We start from the raw sequence: 16,773 nt of genomic DNA on the forward strand, positions 1-16,773 counted from the left end.
GTCAAGTCGCTGTCGGATGATTCCTTACGTACGCTGCGCCATCAGGTGGACGACGAGCTGCGGTCGATTTTCGTTACCGTATTCAACGGCTTATCAGAGGGCCAGCTCCTGCTTCCCGGTCTGGATTTTGCCATCGAAGTGGAACGCTTCTACGCCGTCCTCGACGGCCTGGCCATCCATGCCGTAATGCGTCCGGAGCGTGTGACCCCTGAGGTCATGGTCGCGGTCATCAAACGGCATTTGTTATCCTTATGCCAGCCGGATGTCCATTCCATGGCACAGAAGCCAGACTCAAACGCAAAAAAGGAACAGCCGCGTGATACATGATCACGACAGCTGTTCCTTTTATTTATTTTCCCTAAAAGCCTGAAAACTACTCCTGACGATTCCGCATATGCGGGAAGAGCAGCACGTCACGGATCGACGGAGAATCCGTCAGCAGCATCACCAGACGGTCGATGCCGATACCCAGACCACCGGTCGGCGGCATGCCGTACTCCAGCGCGGTGAGGAAATCCTCATCCATTTCATGCGCTTCGTCATTGCCCTGCTCGCGTTCCTTCAGCTGTGCTTCAAAACGCTGGCGCTGATCGATCGGGTCGTTCAGCTCGCTGAATGCATTGGCATGCTCACGGGCCACGATAAAGAGCTCAAAACGGTCAGTAAACCGCGGATCCTGCTCGTTTTTCTTCGCAAGCGGCGAAATTTCCACCGGATGCCCGGTCACGAACGTCGGCTGAATCAGCGTTTCCTCAACAAATTCCTCGAAGAACGCGTTCAGAATATGACCGAATGTCATGTGCGGTTCAACTTTGACGTTATGCTCTTTGGCCAGACGGTGAGCTTCCTCGTCCGTCATATGCACGCCGAAGTCCACGCCTTTGACTTCCTTGACCGCATCCACCATGGATACCCGGCGCCAAGGAGGAGTCAGGTCAACTTGATGCCCTTGATAGTTGATGACTTTGGTGCCGAGCACTTCCTGCGCAATATGCGCGATCATGTTCTCGGTCAGGTTCATGATGTCTTTGTAATCGGCATAAGCCTCATACAGCTCGATCATCGTAAATTCCGGATTGTGGCGGGTGGGAATACCCTCGTTACGATATACGCGTCCGATTTCGTATACCTTCTCCAGACCGCCGACAATCAAGCGTTTCAAGTGAAGCTCGATGGCAATCCGCATATACAGCTGCATGTCCAGCGCGTTATGATGCGTAATAAACGGCTTGGCCGCGGCTCCGCCGGCAATCGCATGCAATGTCGGAGTTTCGACTTCCAGGTAGCCCTGTGAATCCAGGTAACGGCGCATCGATTGAATAATCCGCGAGCGGGCAATAAACGTCTGCTGTACTTCCGGATTGATGATCAAATCCACATAACGCTGACGGTAACGAAGCTCTACGTCCTTGAGGCCATGGTATTTATCTGGCAACGGATAGAGGGATTTCGACAGAACCTCCACCTCGCTGGCCTTGATCGTCGTTTCCCCGGTCTTCGTCTTGAACATCGTTCCGGCGATGCCGACGATATCGCCTAGATCCAACAGGCGGAACGCCTCAAACGCATGCTCAGGCACGGAATCCTGACGCACATAGATCTGGATTTTGCCGCTCAGATCCTGGATATGGGCAAAAATGGCCTTACCCATGCCGCGCTTTGCCATAATCCGTCCGGCAACGCGAACTTCGGCGTGCTGCTCGTCCAGCTCTTCTTTCGTCATACCGTCATATTTACTCAGCAGATCACCTGCCATGCTGGTTCTCTCGTATTTTTTGCCAAAAGGATCGATCCCCAGTGCACGCAGCTCGTCCAGCTTGCTCCGGCGGATTTTCAGCATCTCGCTTAATTCAATTTCCTGTTCCTGGTTGTTCACTTCTTCTGACATGGTCAGTCTTCATCTCCTTCATTTCACTGCTAAACCTCTCCCGCTTGTCCAAGCGGCATGCCGTCTGCCGTCTATATCCGAAAATAACCCCACCAAGTGGGGCCTTTCCTTTGCCTCGACGTTAGCTCAAGTGTTACATTCCACAATCTTGAAAAAAAGCTTCCTCAAGGAAGCTTTTTTTTCAATCCTAAAGCATGGATATTACTTTTTGATATCGATGATTTTATATTGAATGACGCCCGCAGGAACGTTCACATCCACGACGGTTCCTTTTTGCTTGCCGATGATTGCTTTGCCGACCGGGCTTTCATTGGAAATTTTATTGTTCAGCGGATCGGATTCGGCACTACCGACGATTGTATATTCCATCGTATCGCCGAATTCCAGGTCCTGCACCGTTACCGTAGCACCTACGCCTACAATGTCCGTATTGATCTCATCATTATTGATGATCCGGGCATTGCGCAGCATTTTTTCCAAAGTAATGATTCGGCCTTCAATAAAAGCCTGCTCGTTCTTGGCGTCTTCGTATTCAGAGTTCTCACTGATATCACCGTAGCCGATGGCAACCTTGATTCGCTCCGCGACTTCGCGGCGCTTCACCGATTTCAGGTTCTCGAGTTCGTCTTCCAGCTTCTTAAGTCCGTCCTGTGTAAGAATGACTTCTTTATCGCTCATCTTAACCGATTCTCCTGTCATGTAAATAAATTAAAAAACATCCTGCTTCCATAGAATGAACTAAAGAAACTTACGTTCTTGCTCCGTGGTCAGGAGATGGCGATGCTTACTTTAGTTCAATCTATATATATGCAAAACTATATGCAAAATTTGAAGGATCAGAACATCCTCCTGCTGCTTGTTAAACGAAGAGTCGAATTTATACTGCAAAATTATATGGTAACCGTTTCAAAATGTCAATGACAGGGGTGCAGCCGCGGCCGCCCATCTTATTGGGCCACCGCTTCCACACCTATTTCCTCGGCTTCCATTTCGGCACGCTGGTTCAGGTTCGCCACAAAATCCTCCAATATTCCGACCATTTCGTCGCGCTTCGTTCCTTCCATAATCTCATCCTTGATCCGAGCGGACCCTTTGAGTCCTTTCAGGTACCATGCCAGATGCTTGCGCATTTCGCGTACCGCCACGAACTCGCCTCTCAGCGCGATCAGACGGTCCATATGAAGAATCGCGATGCGGATCTTCTCTTCAGCCGCAGGCTCCGGAAGCAGCTCACCGCTCTTGAGGTACTCAATCGTACGGTACAGCATCCACGGATTTCCCAAAGCGCCGCGTCCGATCATAACCCCGTCACATCCGGTTTCGTCGAGCATGCGCCGCGCGTCTTCCGGCGTAACCACGTCACCGTTACCGATGACCGGGATCGATACCGACTCTTTAACCTGCTTTATAATGCTCCAATCGGCATGTCCCGTATACAGCTGTTCCCGGGTTCTGCCGTGCAGGCTGACTGCCTGGCCTCCGGCGCGTTCTACCGCTTGGGCGTTCTCCACCGCGTAAATGTGGTCGCTGTCCCATCCGGTTCGCATTTTCACGGTCACTGGTTTATCGACTGCATCCACGACCGCGGAGACCATTTCATAAATTTTCTGGGGATCAAGCAGCCAGCGTGCACCGGCGTCGATTTTGGTCACTTTCGGAGCCGGACAGCCCATATTGATATCTATGATATCGGCGTTGGTCTGTTGGTCCACAACTTTGGCTGCCTCCACCAAGGAATCACGGTCTCCTCCGAAAATCTGCAGGCTGAGCGGCTTCTCGCGCTCATCTACATATAGCATTTCCCGCGTGCGCTGATTGCCGTGAACGATCGCCTTGCCGCTGACCATTTCTGCGCAAACCAGACCCGTTCCGAATTCCTTGGCGATAAGACGGAACGCAGGATTACACACGCCCGCCATCGGTGCCAGCACGACTTGGTTCTTCATTTCAATATCGCCAATCTTCAGCATCGCATCATTTCCCCCCTTATTATTCATTGTATATACATAAGCAGTATTCCTGCTTCTCAAAAGTCTAACCGTTCCTCAGTTCCTGAACAGATACACCCAGTGCTTCCGCTACTTTGATCAAAACCTGTTCTTCTGCACGACGGTTTCCCCGTTCGATGGCCCCCAGCACTGCAAGCGATATGCCGCACTTGGCTGCGAGCTCCTGCTGCGTGTAGCCTTTTAGCTTCCGGAAGGCGCGGACGCGCTTCGCCAGCTGCATGTTTTCCAAAGCTGCAGACCTTCCTTTCCATCCAGCTTATCCAGAGCTGTCTCTACGATTGTATATAAGCCGGAAGGCTCGTCGGGAGGAACGATATCGGATAAGGGAACCAGCACGAAGGCTCGCTCCTCCATCCGGGGATGCGGCAGCACCAGTTCTTCCGTGTTCTCCCTGCGGCCCTCCATCCAGATTAAATCCAAATCGACGGTCCGGGGCCCCCAATGGATCTCCCGAATGCGCCCAAGCCCGTTCTCAATCCCCTGCATCACGTGCAGCAGTTCATGGGAATCCAAACTTGTGCGGACGCACACGGCCATATTTAAAAAGAGGGGCTGGTCCACATAACCCACAGGCTCCGTCTCATAAAGGTGGGAACAGCGGGCTACCGTAATGCGGGGATCCTCATCCAGGCGCCGAATAGCTTCCATCAGCGTATGCTCGCGGTCACCCAAATTTGCCCCTAAAGCAATATAAGCCTCTGATAGCTCAGAGGTGAAATGTGCATTCATGGTGGAGTCTCACTTTCTTGTTCTATGCAGCTCCACAGTAACACCCTGAAAGTGGATGTCAAATGGAGGATGCGGTTTGGTCACTTTGACCGTCAGTGCATTGATACTAGTATAAGTGTCCAGTACAACAGATGCAATACGTTCGGCTAAAGCTTCAATCAGGCGAAAAGACTCGGTTTCTACCACGTTTTTGACCGTTTCGTGGACTTCGGCATAATTTACCGTTTGGGTGAGATCGTCGTTCTCTCCGGCTGCGCGCAAATCCAGCTCCATGTCCAGATCGACGTAGAAGCGCTGGCCGAGCTTGCGCTCTTCCTCGAACACGCCGTGATACCCGTAATACTCCATGCGGTGAATGACCATTCTATCCATTTTCTACTCCCGCCCCCCAATAATCAACATCGTATCAAATGATCCTGTATATAAAACGTTATTCCCGACTCACAACCGCTGAAGTGTATATCATCGCATCGCACATTTTGACGGTTCGTTTGATCGATTTCACATCGTGGACCCTCACCAGCTGGCAGCCCTGGGCGATTCCGAACGCCACTGTGGCCGCGGTGCCCTCGACCAAATCATCCACCGGCAGATCCAGCACGCTGCGGATGAACTTTTTGCGGGACGTAGCCAGCAGCACAGGATATCCAATCTGATTCAAACGGTCCAGCTGAGTCATCAGCTTCAAGTTGTGCTCTCCGTTTTTGGCAAATCCGATCCCCGGGTCCAAAATAATATGTTCCGCACGAACTCCGGCCGCCAAGGCGAGGCGCACGCTCTCTTCCAGGTCGGCGACAACGTCCTCCACAAAATCGGTGTAGTCCATGTCCTGCCGGTTATGCATCAGAATGATCGGACAGCCCAGCTCGGCTGCCACCTTCAGCATGTCCGGATCGCCTTTGCCTCCCCAAATATCGTTGATGATATGGGCACCGGCCAGAATGGCCTGGCGAGCCACTTCCGCCTTGTAGGTATCGATCGAGATCGGAATGTGCGGGGCCGCTTTATGGATCGCCTCAATCACGGGAATCACGCGGGCCAGTTCCTCTTCCGCGGATACCGGCGTATATCCTGGCCGGGTTGATTCTCCTCCGATATCGATCAGGTCGGCGCCGTCCAGCATCATTTTGAGCGCATGGCGTACGGCCGTGTCCGGATCCACATACCGGCCGCCGTCGGAGAAGGAATCGGGCGTTACATTTAAAATGCCCATCACCTGGGTAGACTGTCCGAGCCTCAGCACGGCTTGACCCATTGTAAAGTTACGTTCGTAGATTGTCGTTTTCACTGTCAAATCCCTGCTTTCTGTCGGTACAAATCGAGCAGCCTGCGGGTGATCGGGCCGGCCGCGCCTCGACCCACCGTTCTGCCCGTTCCCTGCCTGTCCAGCAGGAGCGTAACGGGCACAAGCTCCTGGATAGAGCTGGTCACGAACACCTCATCTGCGGCCAGCAGATCTTCCCACGTATACAGGCCTTCCGTGCAGCGGATGCCTGCCGCGCCGGCGAGCTCAAGCACAACCTGGCGCGTAATGCCGGGCAGCAGCCCGGTGGATGCATCAGGTGTATAGAGTTCCCCTTCTTTCACAAAAAACACATTGCTGACGACGCCTTCGCTGACATGTCCGCGCTCATCGAGCATCAGGCCTTCCGCCTGGCGGGAACGCGGATCACTCACAGCCGCCAGTTCTCTTTTCGCCAAAATGTTGTTCATGTAATGGAGCGACTTCAAGCGGATTGGAGCTTCGGGAGAGTTGCGCCGCGTTTCCAGCAGCTGCAGGGCTTTCCCTTGCGTGTAGAAATTCTCAGGCACCTCCGGCAGCGCCTTCACAAGCAGAACATGATTGGGACGGCTGTACTCCTCCCCGGGAAGCCCGAGAACATCAACGCCAGCGCTGACGGTATAACGGATGTAAGCCTCCTCAAGGCTGTTCTCCTTCATCAAGGCTTCAATCCAGCCGGGCATGGACGCAAGCGCATCCTCCGGCGAAAAGGGAATGCCCAGCATCCGGCAGCCCTCCGCCATCCGCTTCAAATGCCTCTCCAGCAAGAAAGGTCGGCCGCGGTATGTCCGCAGCGTCTCAAACAACCCCATTCCGTATAAAAAGCCGTGATCCATTACAGGTACCACGGCGTCGGCGGCATCCACGATCCCGCCGTTCAATCCTATCTTCTTCATGCTTTAGCGCCTGCGGTCTGCTTCAGGAAATTACGCAGTATTTGATGTCCGTAATCGGTGATGATCGACTCCGGATGGAACTGGACGCCTTCAATCGGATACTCCTTATGACGCAGTCCCATAATCTCGCCTTCCTCGGTTTCTGCGGTGATCTCCAGGCAGTCCGGCAGACTGTCCCGCTCCACAAGCAGCGAGTGGTATCTTGTTGCTGTAAATGGCGAAGGAAGGCCTTCGAACACGGAGTTGCCGTGATGATGGATCGGCGATGTTTTTCCGTGCATCAGCCGTTCAGCACGGATGACATTGCCGCCGAATGCCTGCCCAATGGCCTGGTGACCCAAGCATACTCCGAAAATCGGGATTTTGCCTTTAAAATTCGCAATCGTCTCCAGGCTGATCCCCGCCTCGTTCGGCGTGCAGGGGCCCGGGGAAATCAAAATATGGTCGGGTGCAAGCTCCTCAATGCCGGACACGGTAATTTCATCGTTGCGGTATACCTTCACTTCCTGTCCGAGTTCCCCCAAATACTGCACCAGATTGTACGTAAAAGAGTCATAATTGTCGATAACCAAAATCATATGCTCATCCCCTTATCCCAGATTTGACGGCGGATTCCTCTTCGCTTGCGAGAACCGCCAGGATCATGCCTTTAGCTTTGTTTTGGCATTCCCGGTATTCCCGGTAAGGGTCGGAATCGATGACGATTCCCGCCCCGGCCTGGATATATCCCGTACCTTCCAGGACGGCCATCGTTCTTATGATAATATTTAATTCCATATTGCCGTTGTAGTCAATCCAGCCGATTGAGCCGGTGTATGGCCCGCGCCTTACGGGTTCCAGCTCCTCGATGATCTCCATCGTCCTCACCTTAGGGGCGCCCGTGATGGTTCCTCCCGGGAAGAAGGCGGCGATCACGTCGTATACGCCTTTGCCCGGAGCGAGCCGGCCTTCCACCTGAGAAACGAGGTGCATCACATGGGAGTAATGCTCGACCGTCATCAGCTCCGGGACGTGCACTGACCCGTACGCAGCCACCTTCCCCAAATCGTTGCGTTCGAGATCCACCAGCATGATATGCTCGGCTCTCTCCTTCTCGCTGCCCAGCAGCTCGGCCGCCATGGCCGCATCCTCCTGCGGGGTCAGCCCCCGGCGCCTCGTGCCGGCGATCGGGCGGGTGCTGATCCGCTCCCCCTGAAGCTTCACCAACAGTTCCGGGGAGCCGCTGACCAGCGTGAAACCCGGGGAACGCAGAAGCCCCATGTAAGGGGAAGGGTTCAGCAGGCGGAGCCATTCATAGGCCTGCTCCGGCGGCGAATGCAGGTCCAGCTCCTGACGGAGCGACAGATTCACCTGGAAGACGTCCCCTTCGCGAATGTACTGCTGGATGGCTCGCACAGCCCGCTCAAAGGATTCCTGCGGGAATCCGGTACGCAGCTGCGGCCACTCCATCCGGGGGGACAGCTCCTCTGCCTGCTTTCGCCGCCGGTCCGCTTTGGCCTGGCTCCCTTCGTCCAGGTTCACCATGGACAGCCACAGCGACTGCATGGACCGGGCACGCTCGGCAGCCTCCTCGTAAAGCACACCCAGCCTTTGCCCGATCACATCCCTGTCCAGCCCTTCTGCATCAAAATGCACATGGACCGTGCAGTACACCTTCCGGCTGTCTGCATCATGTACCCACAACTCTTCCATCCGCATCCACAAATAATCCGGGAATGCCGGAAGATCGGCTGCCGTGGACGGCAGATTTTCAAGGGAACGAACGATGTCATACCCTAGAAAGCCAACGCATCCTCCAAGAAGGGGCGGCAATTCTGGATTCGGCAGCTGGGGAGCCCGGTACGGCGCCATCCACCGCTGCAGCACCTGCAGCGGACTTCCGCCAACCTTCTCCGTCGCCCCGCTCAGCAGGTGCGTCACGACGCCACCGTGATCTTTTCCGTGAAGAACCGACACCGGCCGCAGCCCTAGGTAGGTGTACCGCCCCTCCTTACCGCTCTCGAGTACGAAGGAATAGGGCGAAGCCTGTTCCCAGGCCGACGTCCAAGCCGCCGGGAGCTCCCCTTCTTCCTGCCGGTCCCATCCTCCGGACGACAGCACATATGGAAACATCGTGATGCCCTCTGCGGCCCAAGTCATCCATTGATCCAAGGTGATCAAACCGCGCTCATTTCTCTTCATTTTCTGATCCCCTTTTAGTAACAAGACCCGTCTATTGGTTGTCAGTATACTTGGAGTCGGCAGGTTTGAAAAGACTTTTTCCAAAAAGATACCTGATTTGGCTGCCAATGAGCAGCAATATGAACAAAAAAAACCTGCAGCCGGATAGACCGGCAGCAGGGGCGAGAGTTTTTACAATGTATAAGACGTTAATTACGCCTCAAAGTTATACAGCGGTGTGCTCAAATAGCGTTCGCCGTTACTTGGGATAACTACCACGACACGTTTGCCTTTACCGAGCTCTTTGGCCACTTTGAGTGCGGCGAACACGGCAGCGCCGGAAGAAATACCGGACAGGACGCCTTCTTCTTTGGCGACACGGCGTGCCGTTTCAAAGGCTTCGTCGTTCTCCACGTGAATGATTTCATCGTAGATGTCACGGTTAAGGATATCCGGAATAAAGTTGGCGCCCAGACCTTGAATTTTGTGCGGTCCTGGTTTGCCTCCTGCCAGAATTGGAGAAGCCGCAGGCTCAACAGCCACGATCTTGATGTCAGGGAAGCGGTTCTTCAGCACTTCGCCGGCACCGGAAATCGTTCCGCCCGTTCCGATTCCTGCCACGAAGGCGTCGAGGGAGCCGCCAATGGATTCAATCGCTTCCACAATTTCCGGACCCGTCGTTTCACGGTGAATCTTCACGTTGGCCGGGTTTTTGAACTGCTCAGCCATGAAGTAATCCGGATTTTCCTTCACGATTTCTTCGGCTTTCTTAACGGCACCGTTCATGCCTTCAGCTCCCGGTGTCAGAACCAATTCTGCACCGTAAGCGCGAAGCAAGTTGCGGCGCTCAAGGCTCATCGTTTCAGGCATGACGATCACGGCTTTGTAGCCTTTGGCTGCAGCTACCATAGCCAGACCGATACCGGTGTTGCCGCTTGTCGCTTCCACAATCGTACCGCCAGGCTTCAGAAGGCCGTCCTTCTCCGCTTGTTCGACGATGCTGATCGCAATCCGGTCCTTAACGCTGGAGCCCGGATTTTGATATTCCAGCTTCAAGTAAATTTCCGCGCTGTCTTCCGGTGCAAGCCGGTTCAGCCGGACAAGGGGTGTTCCTCCGATTAATTCCGTTACGTTGTTGACGACCTTAGCCATAGGTAAATCCTCCCTGTTTATAATGAATTTGATGAATAACTGCTGTATACAAAATTCTAGAAAGAGAATCTGGCTGGCTTGGATCAAACTATATCCGAGTAAATAAGTAGGTATTTATACCTTCATCTTATCAACCTTCCACCTCAATGTCAATACGAACCCGGACGTAAGGCCTGGTTGTAACAAAGAAAACATCCTGAAAACGTAGGTAAGCCCGGGCTCATCATCTTGCCTGCCGCTTCTGTCGTTTCAGGATGCTTTGGATGGCGATATTTTGATCAAAATTTTGGCGTCATATTTGTTTCTCAACTGTTCTTCCAGCTGCGAAAGGGGAACCGCCTCGCTTAAGGCCAGCTGTTTGCGGGCCTCCCGAATGATCTCCTCGCTGCTCTTGGTACTGCCGTTCTCCACGCTGATCAGCTGGACAACCGCATATCCGTCATTTAGCCTTACCGGACCCGCTGCGTCCCCTGGCTTCAGGGTTGAGGCTGTCCGCAGTACTTCCGGAGCAATAAAAGGATCATCCTCCTCCACCGTCCCCAGATCGCCGCCTTGATCGCGTGTAAATTCATCCAGGGAGTACGCTGCCGCCAGCGTGCCGAAATCCTCTCCCTGCTGCAGGCGGTCAAGCAGCCGATTCGCCTCATCTTCGGTATCCGTCTGAATCCAGGCAAGATGATAAGCCTTCTTGGCTGCAAACTCCTCTTGATGCTGATCGATATAACGCTGTACCTCCGTATCCGTGATGCGAATTCCTGCGGTTGCGATCTTTTGCAGTGTGAGACGGTACTCGGTTTCCGCCCGGATCTCCTCGGGAGTCAGGTTCAGCTGGTCGGCCATCTCCCGATAATAGTCGTCCGGGGAAGCGTAACCCTGCATTTCCCGGTTAATCTCCTCCGTCACTTCTTCCGGGGTCACCTTAATTTTCAGGGACCGGGCTTCCGCATATACCGCCTTGTGATTCAGCATCTGCGTCAATGCTTCCTCCCCGTGCGTCCGTTTCAGCTCCTCGACCCAATCGCTTTCCGTAATGGTGCTGCCGTTAAAAGACGCCACCGCATCCGCCCCTATTTGCTTGTCTTCAGCCGATGACGGCTCATCTGCCGGTTTAAGTCCACGGATGACAATCAGACTCCCCATAAACAACACGCCCGCTGCCAAAATAATGACCGCGGCCCACAGCCCCTTCTCCTGTCTGGTTATCATATCATCGAACCCGCCCCTTACTTCATGGCTTGTTCAAGAATTTGCTGCAGTTGTTCCCTGTCAAAATCATACGCTTCATTGCAGAAATGGCACACCACTTCCGCCTGTCCATCTTCCTCAATCAAACGCTCCAGTTCCGCTTGGCCCAGGCTGACCAGCGTTTGCTCTACCCGCTCACGGGAGCACTGACAGCGAAACTTGATATCCATCTCTTCGAGAACCTCTACATCGGGAAGCAGCTGCTTCAGCATATCTTCCAGCTCCAACCCTTGGTCCAGCAGGGTGGTTACCGGCGGAATCGCGCTTACCGCCTGCTCGATCGCCGTGATTTCCTCATCGGAAAGGCCCGGAAGCAACTGAATGATAAAGCCGCCGGCCACGAGGACGGAATTGTCGGGAGCGACGAGTACGCCCAGGCCAACCGCAGTAGGGGTTTGCTCCGATACGGCAAAATAATACGTAAAGTCCTCTCCGAGCTCTCCCGAAATAATCGGTACGCTTCCGCGATAAGGCTCTTTGAGGCCCAGGTCTTTCGTTACGTGCAGGTATCCCTCACGGCCAACCGCGCCGGCTACGTCGAGTTTTCCCTGGCTGTTGCTGGGCAAATGGACATGCGGATTAGTTACGTATCCCGTCACTTCGCCAAAGGAGTTGGCTTCTACGACGATCTGTCCAATCGGTCCGTCGCCCTTGACTTGAATGCTGAGCTTTTCCTTGCCCTTCAGCATGGCGCCCATCATACCAGCGGCTGTCAGCGTGCGTCCCAGCGCCGCTGTGGCGGTAGGCCACGTATCATGCCTTCTGCGAAGCTCCTCCACGAGAGCCGTCGTTCTCACCGCGAAAGCCCGGACACGTCCGTTCATGGCCGTGCCCCGGATGAGGCGGTCCTGTTTGTTTTCCATTATGTGTACTGCCTCCTTTATTGGATGAGCCGGGAAGGCTCTGCCATTATCTATCTATTTTACCGCAAAACAGGCCTTTTTGGTGATCCGGTTGATCTTTCTGGCAATTCAGCGGTTGCGATCATAAATAATCCGGAGACCGTCGAGCGTCAGCAGCGGATTCACTTCCTGGATGACCTTCGTTTCGCTGGCGATCAGATCCGCCAGTCCGCCCGTTGCGACCACTTTCAGGGAGGGCACCTGCATCTCGCCGCGAATCCGCTCTACAATGCCGTCAACCTGCCCGGCGTATCCGAAAATAATGCCTGCCTGCATCGCATGGACTGTATTTCGCCCGATGACCTTTTTGGGCTTCTCCAGCTCAATCCGAGGCAGCTTCGATGCACGCTGATACAGCGCTTCGGTCGCAATGCCGATGCCCGGCACGATCAGGCCGCCGAGATAGGCGCCTTTGGGATCGATGCAGTCAAATGTGGTAGCCGTGCCAAAGTCGATCACGACGAGCGGGCCCTGGTACTTCTCCACGGCGGCAACGGCGTTGGCGATCCGGTCAGCCCCGACCTCGCGCGGATTTTCGTAACGCAGATTGAGCCCGGTTTTAATCCCCGGTCCCACGATGAGCGGCGAATGGTGGATATATTTTTGGCACATCTCCTCAATGACATGGACCATAGGCGGTACCACCGAAGAAATAATCACGCCCTCAATATCGCTAACCGGGATCCCGGACATCTGAAACATGTTCCGGAACATAATGCCGTACTCGTCCGGCGTGGAATGATTGACCGTGCTGAGACGGAAATGATGCAATAGCTCCCGGCTTCTGTATATCCCCAAGACGATGTTCGTATTCCCGATGTCGATCACCAGAATCACGGGGGCTATCCCTCCTTCACCGCATTGAGATCAAGGCTGATGTCCAGGCTGTCGAAGGAATACGTCAGTCTGCCGACCGAAATGACGTCGACGCCGCAGGCCGCGATCCCCTTCACCGTCTTCAAAGACACGTTGCCGGAAGCCTCCACGGTCACATGCGGGGACTTGGCCTTAATACGCCGGACAGCCTCTTTCATCAGATCCTGGCTCATGTTATCCAGCATGATGATGTCCGCACCGGCTTCCAGCGCTTCCTCGACCTGCTCAAGCGATTCCGTCTCCACTTCGATGGTCATCGTATGAGGGATAAACGCCCGGGCACGCTCCACGGCCTTGCGGATTCCGCCGGCGCCTTTAATATGGTTGTCCTTGATCATCACAGCATCATACAGCCCGAAGCGGTGGTTGGCTCCCCCGCCGACGCGCACTGCGTATTTCTCCAGCATCCGATGTCCCGGCGTCGTCTTCCGGGTATCGACCAAGCGGGTAGGCAGGCCTTCCAGCGCATCCACAAACGAACGTGTCCGGGTCGCAATGCCTGACAGGCGCTGCAGCAAATTCAAGGCTAGCCGCTCCCCCGTCAAAATCCGGTGCGTGCTGCCTTCCACGACAGCGAGTACCGTTCCCTTCTTTACGAAATCGCCTTCCGATACTTGAGGCGTGAACGTGAGCGCCGGATCCACGACTTGAAACACAAGCTCCGATACGGGCAGTCCGGCTACCACGCCATCTTCCTTGGCATGAATGATTCCCTTGGATTCATGACCGTTCGGGATGGTCGACAGCGTCGTCACATCTCCCGATCCGACGTCCTCTCTCAGCCACTGCCGGATGGATTCCACAAGACTTTCATCATATCCGTTAAACGTCATCGCTGATTTCCTCCACTATTTCTTGATCCCGCCGCTGCAGCAGATGCTTGCGCCAGCCTTCGTCATCCCGCAGGGGGAAGTCTTCGCGGTAATGCGCCCCACGGCTCTCTTCCCGTGACAATGCCGCGCTGGTCACCAGCAGACTGCTAGTCAGCATGTTGGCAAATTCAAATTCCTCACGCTTGCTCAGTCCGGACTGAAAAATCGGCAGCTGGCGCTTCAGTTCATCCAGCCCCTTCAGCAGCAGCGTCTTGTTCCGGCGCAGACCAACGTACCGCACCATCACCTTCTGAAGTTTGAGCCGACGCTCTACAATGGCCTGCCTTGGCGATTCGAGGCGCCCCTCATCGACCCGGATATCTTTAGGCTCCCAGTCCAGTGAGGACAGTTCCCGCAGGCGGTTCACAATACGCCGTCCAAACACGATCGCTTCAGAGAGCGAGTTGCTGGCCAGCCGGTTGGCGCCGTGAACACCGGTCGAGGACACTTCGCCGCAGGCAAACAGCCGCTTGATGCTGCTCTCGCCGTTCAGGTCCGTTTTGACGCCGCCCATCATATAATGCGCAGCCGGAGCCACTGGAATCCAGTCCGTCGACATATCCAATCCGTAAGTCATGCACGTTTCGTAAATGGTCGGAAACCGATGCTTAAGCATATCCTCCGGCTCATGGGTAATATCCAAATAGACGAAGGTGGATTTCGTTTCTTCCATTTCGCTGAGGATCGCCCGGGCGACAATGTCGCGCGGCGCCAATTCGAGCAGCTCATGGTATTTTTCCATAAAACGTTCGCCTTTAATATTCCGCAGAACGGCGCCTTCGCCCCGAACCGCCTCGGAGATTAAAAACCTCGGAGCACCCGGATAACAAAGAGCGGTCGGGTGAAACTGAATAAACTCCATATCGCGGACCTCAGCCCCTGCCCGATAGGCAATCGCCACACCATCGGCCGTGGCCACTTCCGGATTAGTCGTGTACCGGTAGAGCTGTCCCGCGCCGCCGGAACAAAGCACGGTCGCGTTAGCCTGCACAAAGATCCGCTGTCCATCCGGGCGCTGAACCAGTGCTCCCTTGCACTCGCCGTCTTCTGTAATAACGTCTATTACAAAGTGATGCTCCCATACCTCAATATGATCATGCTCCGCAACCTTCTCCGCCAGCGCTCTGACAATTTCGTAGCCGGTCGCGTCCCCGTTGGCATGCAAAATTCGCCGGTGGCTGTGCGCGCCTTCCTGTGTCAGGGCAAGCTCCCCGTTCTCCAGGTCAAACGTTGTGCCGAGCCGGATCAGCTCCTTGACGCCCTCCGGGCCTTCATTGACCAAGAGGTCCACCGAGGAGGACGAACACAGCCCTGCACCCGCCATCAGCGTATCCTGCCGGTGATACTGAGGGGAATCATCCTCCGAAATGACCGCGGCAATCCCCCCTTGTGCATACCGGGTGTTGCTTTCGAGCAGTGCCTTTTTCGTGATCATGATGACGTGCCGGTCCTGGCTTGCCTGAATCGCCGTATACAACCCGGCTATGCCCGAGCCGATGACGATGACATCCGTCTTGGTCCGGGGCAAAGTCTGCAGATCAAAGTCAACCAGATATTGTGGAATCATGTGCCTGTTCACCTGTCTTAAGAGAAAGAGTAGCGCATGCTACTGTACTTGTAACATGCGCTCTAAAGAAGTTCTGGCTTTATCTGCAACAACCGGCGGCACGTAGATTTGCGGCTTCATGGTTTCCAGACACTTCACCAGTTTTTTCAGATTGTTCACCTTCATGTTCGGGCATACCAAAAACTTGGTGGCGAAATGAAACTCCTTATCCGGGCTGTCGAGACGAAGCTGGTATCCGGTACCGTCTTCGGTTCCGACGATAAACTGTTTGCTGCTTGATTTTTTGCAGTATTCCAAAATCGCCGTGGTGCTGCCGACGAAATCGCCCATGGCTACGACCTCCGGACGGCATTCCGGGTGTACGACAAACTCGGCGTCGGGATATTTGGCTTTCATCTCCACAACGTCTTTTACCGTCAGCATATCATGCGTATTGCAGTACCCTTCCCAAATGATGAGCTTCTTGTCGGTATGCTGCTGCACATAGTGACCCAAATTTTTGTCCGGTACCCAGATGATCTCATCGGAATCGACCGATTGAATCACCTTTACCGCATTGGAAGAGGTACAGCAAATATCCGTTTCCGCCTTGATCTCTGCCGAAGAGTTGATATACGTAACGACTTTGGCGTTAGGATGCTGCGCTTTCAGTTTGCGGAGTCCGTCCACGTTGACCATATCGGCCATTGGACAGCCTGCACGCTCATCCGGAATCAGCACCGTTTTGTTCGGAGCCAGAATCTTAGCGCTTTCACCCATAAAATGAACGCCGCAGAAGACGATGACTTCCGCATCGGTTTGAGCCGCTTTCTGGGCAAGCAGGAAGGAATCGCCACGGAAATCCGCTACTTCCTGAATTTCATCCCTTTGATAATAATGCGCCAAAATAATGGCGTTTCTTTCCTTCTTTAGCTTAAGCAGCTTCTCCGTCAGTTCCCGCTTTTGTTCCTGCTTATGCTCCAGTGCCAGAGCTTCCACCAGTAACCCACTCCCTCTGAAATCCCATGATTTTACCCGGTTGATGGCTTCATAACCTCATAACATCATGAATAGTTTGTGAAAATTCTCCCAAAGTTGCCCGTTGCAACCTCGAGACCATCTTGTTTATCAACTAATTTACACAAGGTTCACGATACTGTCAATTGACTAAAATGATCTTTATATGCTATCTAGCCGGAAGAAAACAAAGCTTCCC

General features: G+C 54.1%; 18 protein-coding genes (1 of these 18 running past the window's edge). 1 reads left to right on the forward strand and 17 read right to left on the reverse strand.

Annotation, left to right across the window (positions count from 1 at the left end; all coding sequences use genetic code 11):
• Positions 1–327, forward strand: the final stretch of a protein-coding gene (locus BCV73_RS28880) for a TetR/AcrR family transcriptional regulator (RefSeq protein WP_076176697.1). It extends 330 nt beyond the left edge of the window; only the last 327 of its 657 coding nucleotides appear in the window; its start codon lies beyond the left edge, outside the window; it ends in the stop codon at positions 325–327.
• A gap of 46 nt (positions 328–373) precedes the next feature.
• Here BCV73_RS28880 and lysS read toward each other — a convergent pair whose 3' ends face one another.
• From lysS to nadA, 17 genes are all read right to left on the reverse strand, one after another.
• Positions 374–1,888, reverse strand: a complete 1,515-nt coding sequence (gene lysS, locus BCV73_RS28885; RefSeq protein WP_089549448.1) for a lysine--tRNA ligase — start codon at positions 1,886–1,888, stop codon at positions 374–376.
• Between the two features lie 201 nt (positions 1,889–2,089).
• On the reverse strand, positions 2,090–2,566 hold the full coding sequence (gene greA, locus BCV73_RS28890) for a transcription elongation factor GreA (protein ID WP_076176695.1): 477 nt from the start codon (positions 2,564–2,566) through the stop codon (positions 2,090–2,092).
• A gap of 269 nt (positions 2,567–2,835) precedes the next feature.
• Entirely contained in the window at positions 2,836–3,858 is a 1,023-nt protein-coding gene (gene dusB, locus BCV73_RS28895) for a tRNA dihydrouridine synthase DusB (RefSeq protein WP_089549449.1), read from the reverse strand.
• Positions 3,859–3,922: 64 nt separating this feature from the next.
• Positions 3,923–4,126 (reverse strand): helix-turn-helix domain-containing protein, encoded by a 204-nt coding sequence (locus BCV73_RS28900; RefSeq protein ID WP_076176693.1) that lies wholly within the window; start codon positions 4,124–4,126, stop codon positions 3,923–3,925.
• On the reverse strand, positions 4,078–4,626 hold the full coding sequence (gene folK / locus BCV73_RS28905) for a 2-amino-4-hydroxy-6-hydroxymethyldihydropteridine diphosphokinase (RefSeq protein WP_076176692.1): 549 nt from the start codon (positions 4,624–4,626) through the stop codon (positions 4,078–4,080). Before folK ends, BCV73_RS28900 begins: the two co-directional genes overlap by 49 nt.
• Positions 4,627–4,635: 9 nt before the next feature.
• Positions 4,636–4,998: a dihydroneopterin aldolase gene (folB, locus tag BCV73_RS28910; protein ID WP_076176691.1), complete on the reverse strand. Its 363-nt coding sequence runs from the start codon at positions 4,996–4,998 to the stop codon at positions 4,636–4,638.
• Positions 4,999–5,056: 58 nt separating this feature from the next.
• Positions 5,057–5,881 (reverse strand): dihydropteroate synthase, encoded by an 825-nt coding sequence (gene folP / locus BCV73_RS28915; RefSeq protein WP_089550450.1) that lies wholly within the window; start codon positions 5,879–5,881, stop codon positions 5,057–5,059.
• A gap of 35 nt (positions 5,882–5,916) precedes the next feature.
• Positions 5,917–6,804, reverse strand: a complete 888-nt coding sequence (locus BCV73_RS28920; protein ID WP_089549450.1) for an aminotransferase class IV — start codon at positions 6,802–6,804, stop codon at positions 5,917–5,919.
• Positions 6,801–7,382, reverse strand: coding sequence for an aminodeoxychorismate/anthranilate synthase component II (gene pabA, locus BCV73_RS28925; RefSeq protein WP_076176688.1), 582 nt, complete (start codon positions 7,380–7,382; stop codon positions 6,801–6,803). Before pabA ends, BCV73_RS28920 begins: the two co-directional genes overlap by 4 nt.
• Positions 7,383–7,386: 4 nt before the next feature.
• Positions 7,387–8,985, reverse strand: a complete 1,599-nt coding sequence (locus BCV73_RS28930; protein ID WP_089549451.1) for an anthranilate synthase component I family protein — start codon at positions 8,983–8,985, stop codon at positions 7,387–7,389.
• A gap of 192 nt (positions 8,986–9,177) precedes the next feature.
• Positions 9,178–10,116, reverse strand: coding sequence for a cysteine synthase A (gene cysK / locus BCV73_RS28935; RefSeq protein ID WP_076176686.1), 939 nt, complete (start codon positions 10,114–10,116; stop codon positions 9,178–9,180).
• Between the two features lie 249 nt (positions 10,117–10,365).
• Positions 10,366–11,322 carry a peptidylprolyl isomerase gene (locus tag BCV73_RS28940; protein WP_089549452.1) on the reverse strand — a complete coding sequence of 319 codons (957 nt, stop codon included), beginning with the start codon at positions 11,320–11,322 and terminating at the stop codon, positions 10,366–10,368.
• Between the two features lie 17 nt (positions 11,323–11,339).
• Positions 11,340–12,224 (reverse strand): Hsp33 family molecular chaperone HslO, encoded by an 885-nt coding sequence (hslO, locus tag BCV73_RS28945; RefSeq protein ID WP_076176685.1) that lies wholly within the window; start codon positions 12,222–12,224, stop codon positions 11,340–11,342.
• A 108-nt stretch (positions 12,225–12,332) separates the two neighbouring features.
• Positions 12,333–13,100, reverse strand: coding sequence for a type III pantothenate kinase (locus BCV73_RS28950; protein WP_089549453.1), 768 nt, complete (start codon positions 13,098–13,100; stop codon positions 12,333–12,335).
• A gap of 5 nt (positions 13,101–13,105) precedes the next feature.
• Positions 13,106–13,972: a carboxylating nicotinate-nucleotide diphosphorylase gene (nadC, locus tag BCV73_RS28955; protein ID WP_089549454.1), complete on the reverse strand. Its 867-nt coding sequence runs from the start codon at positions 13,970–13,972 to the stop codon at positions 13,106–13,108.
• Positions 13,962–15,578, reverse strand: a complete 1,617-nt coding sequence (gene nadB, locus BCV73_RS28960) for an L-aspartate oxidase (RefSeq protein WP_089549455.1) — start codon at positions 15,576–15,578, stop codon at positions 13,962–13,964. Before nadB ends, nadC begins: the two co-directional genes overlap by 11 nt.
• A gap of 39 nt (positions 15,579–15,617) precedes the next feature.
• Entirely contained in the window at positions 15,618–16,556 is a 939-nt protein-coding gene (gene nadA / locus BCV73_RS28965; protein ID WP_076176681.1) for a quinolinate synthase NadA, read from the reverse strand.
• Between the last annotated feature and the right edge of the window lie 217 nt (positions 16,557–16,773).

Source organism: Paenibacillus sp. SSG-1 (assembly GCF_002224835.1).
GTDB classification, from domain to species: domain Bacteria; phylum Bacillota; class Bacilli; order Paenibacillales; family Paenibacillaceae; genus Paenibacillus_AQ; species Paenibacillus_AQ favisporus.

Bases quoted from the DNA above. Each gene is read 5' to 3' on its own strand.
- lysS (WP_089549448.1), bottom strand. From the start codon at position 1,888: ATGTCAGAAGAAGTGAACAACCAGGAACAGGAAATTGAATTAAGCGAG.
- greA (WP_076176695.1), bottom strand. From the start codon at position 2,566: ATGAGCGATAAAGAAGTCATTCTTACACAGGACGGACTTAAGAAGCTG.
- dusB (WP_089549449.1), bottom strand. From the start codon at position 3,858: ATGCTGAAGATTGGCGATATTGAAATGAAGAACCAAGTCGTGCTGGCA.
- folK (WP_076176692.1), bottom strand. From the start codon at position 4,626: ATGAATGCACATTTCACCTCTGAGCTATCAGAGGCTTATATTGCTTTA.
- folB (WP_076176691.1), bottom strand. From the start codon at position 4,998: ATGGATAGAATGGTCATTCACCGCATGGAGTATTACGGGTATCACGGC.
- folP (WP_089550450.1), bottom strand. From the start codon at position 5,881: ATGGGTCAAGCCGTGCTGAGGCTCGGACAGTCTACCCAGGTGATGGGC.
- BCV73_RS28920 (WP_089549450.1), bottom strand. From the start codon at position 6,804: ATGAAGAAGATAGGATTGAACGGCGGGATCGTGGATGCCGCCGACGCC.
- pabA (WP_076176688.1), bottom strand. From the start codon at position 7,382: ATGATTTTGGTTATCGACAATTATGACTCTTTTACGTACAATCTGGTG.
- BCV73_RS28930 (WP_089549451.1), bottom strand. From the start codon at position 8,985: ATGAAGAGAAATGAGCGCGGTTTGATCACCTTGGATCAATGGATGACT.
- cysK (WP_076176686.1), bottom strand. From the start codon at position 10,116: ATGGCTAAGGTCGTCAACAACGTAACGGAATTAATCGGAGGAACACCC.
- BCV73_RS28940 (WP_089549452.1), bottom strand. From the start codon at position 11,322: ATGATAACCAGACAGGAGAAGGGGCTGTGGGCCGCGGTCATTATTTTG.
- hslO (WP_076176685.1), bottom strand. From the start codon at position 12,224: ATGGAAAACAAACAGGACCGCCTCATCCGGGGCACGGCCATGAACGGA.
- nadC (WP_089549454.1), bottom strand. From the start codon at position 13,972: ATGACGTTTAACGGATATGATGAAAGTCTTGTGGAATCCATCCGGCAG.
- nadB (WP_089549455.1), bottom strand. From the start codon at position 15,578: ATGATTCCACAATATCTGGTTGACTTTGATCTGCAGACTTTGCCCCGG.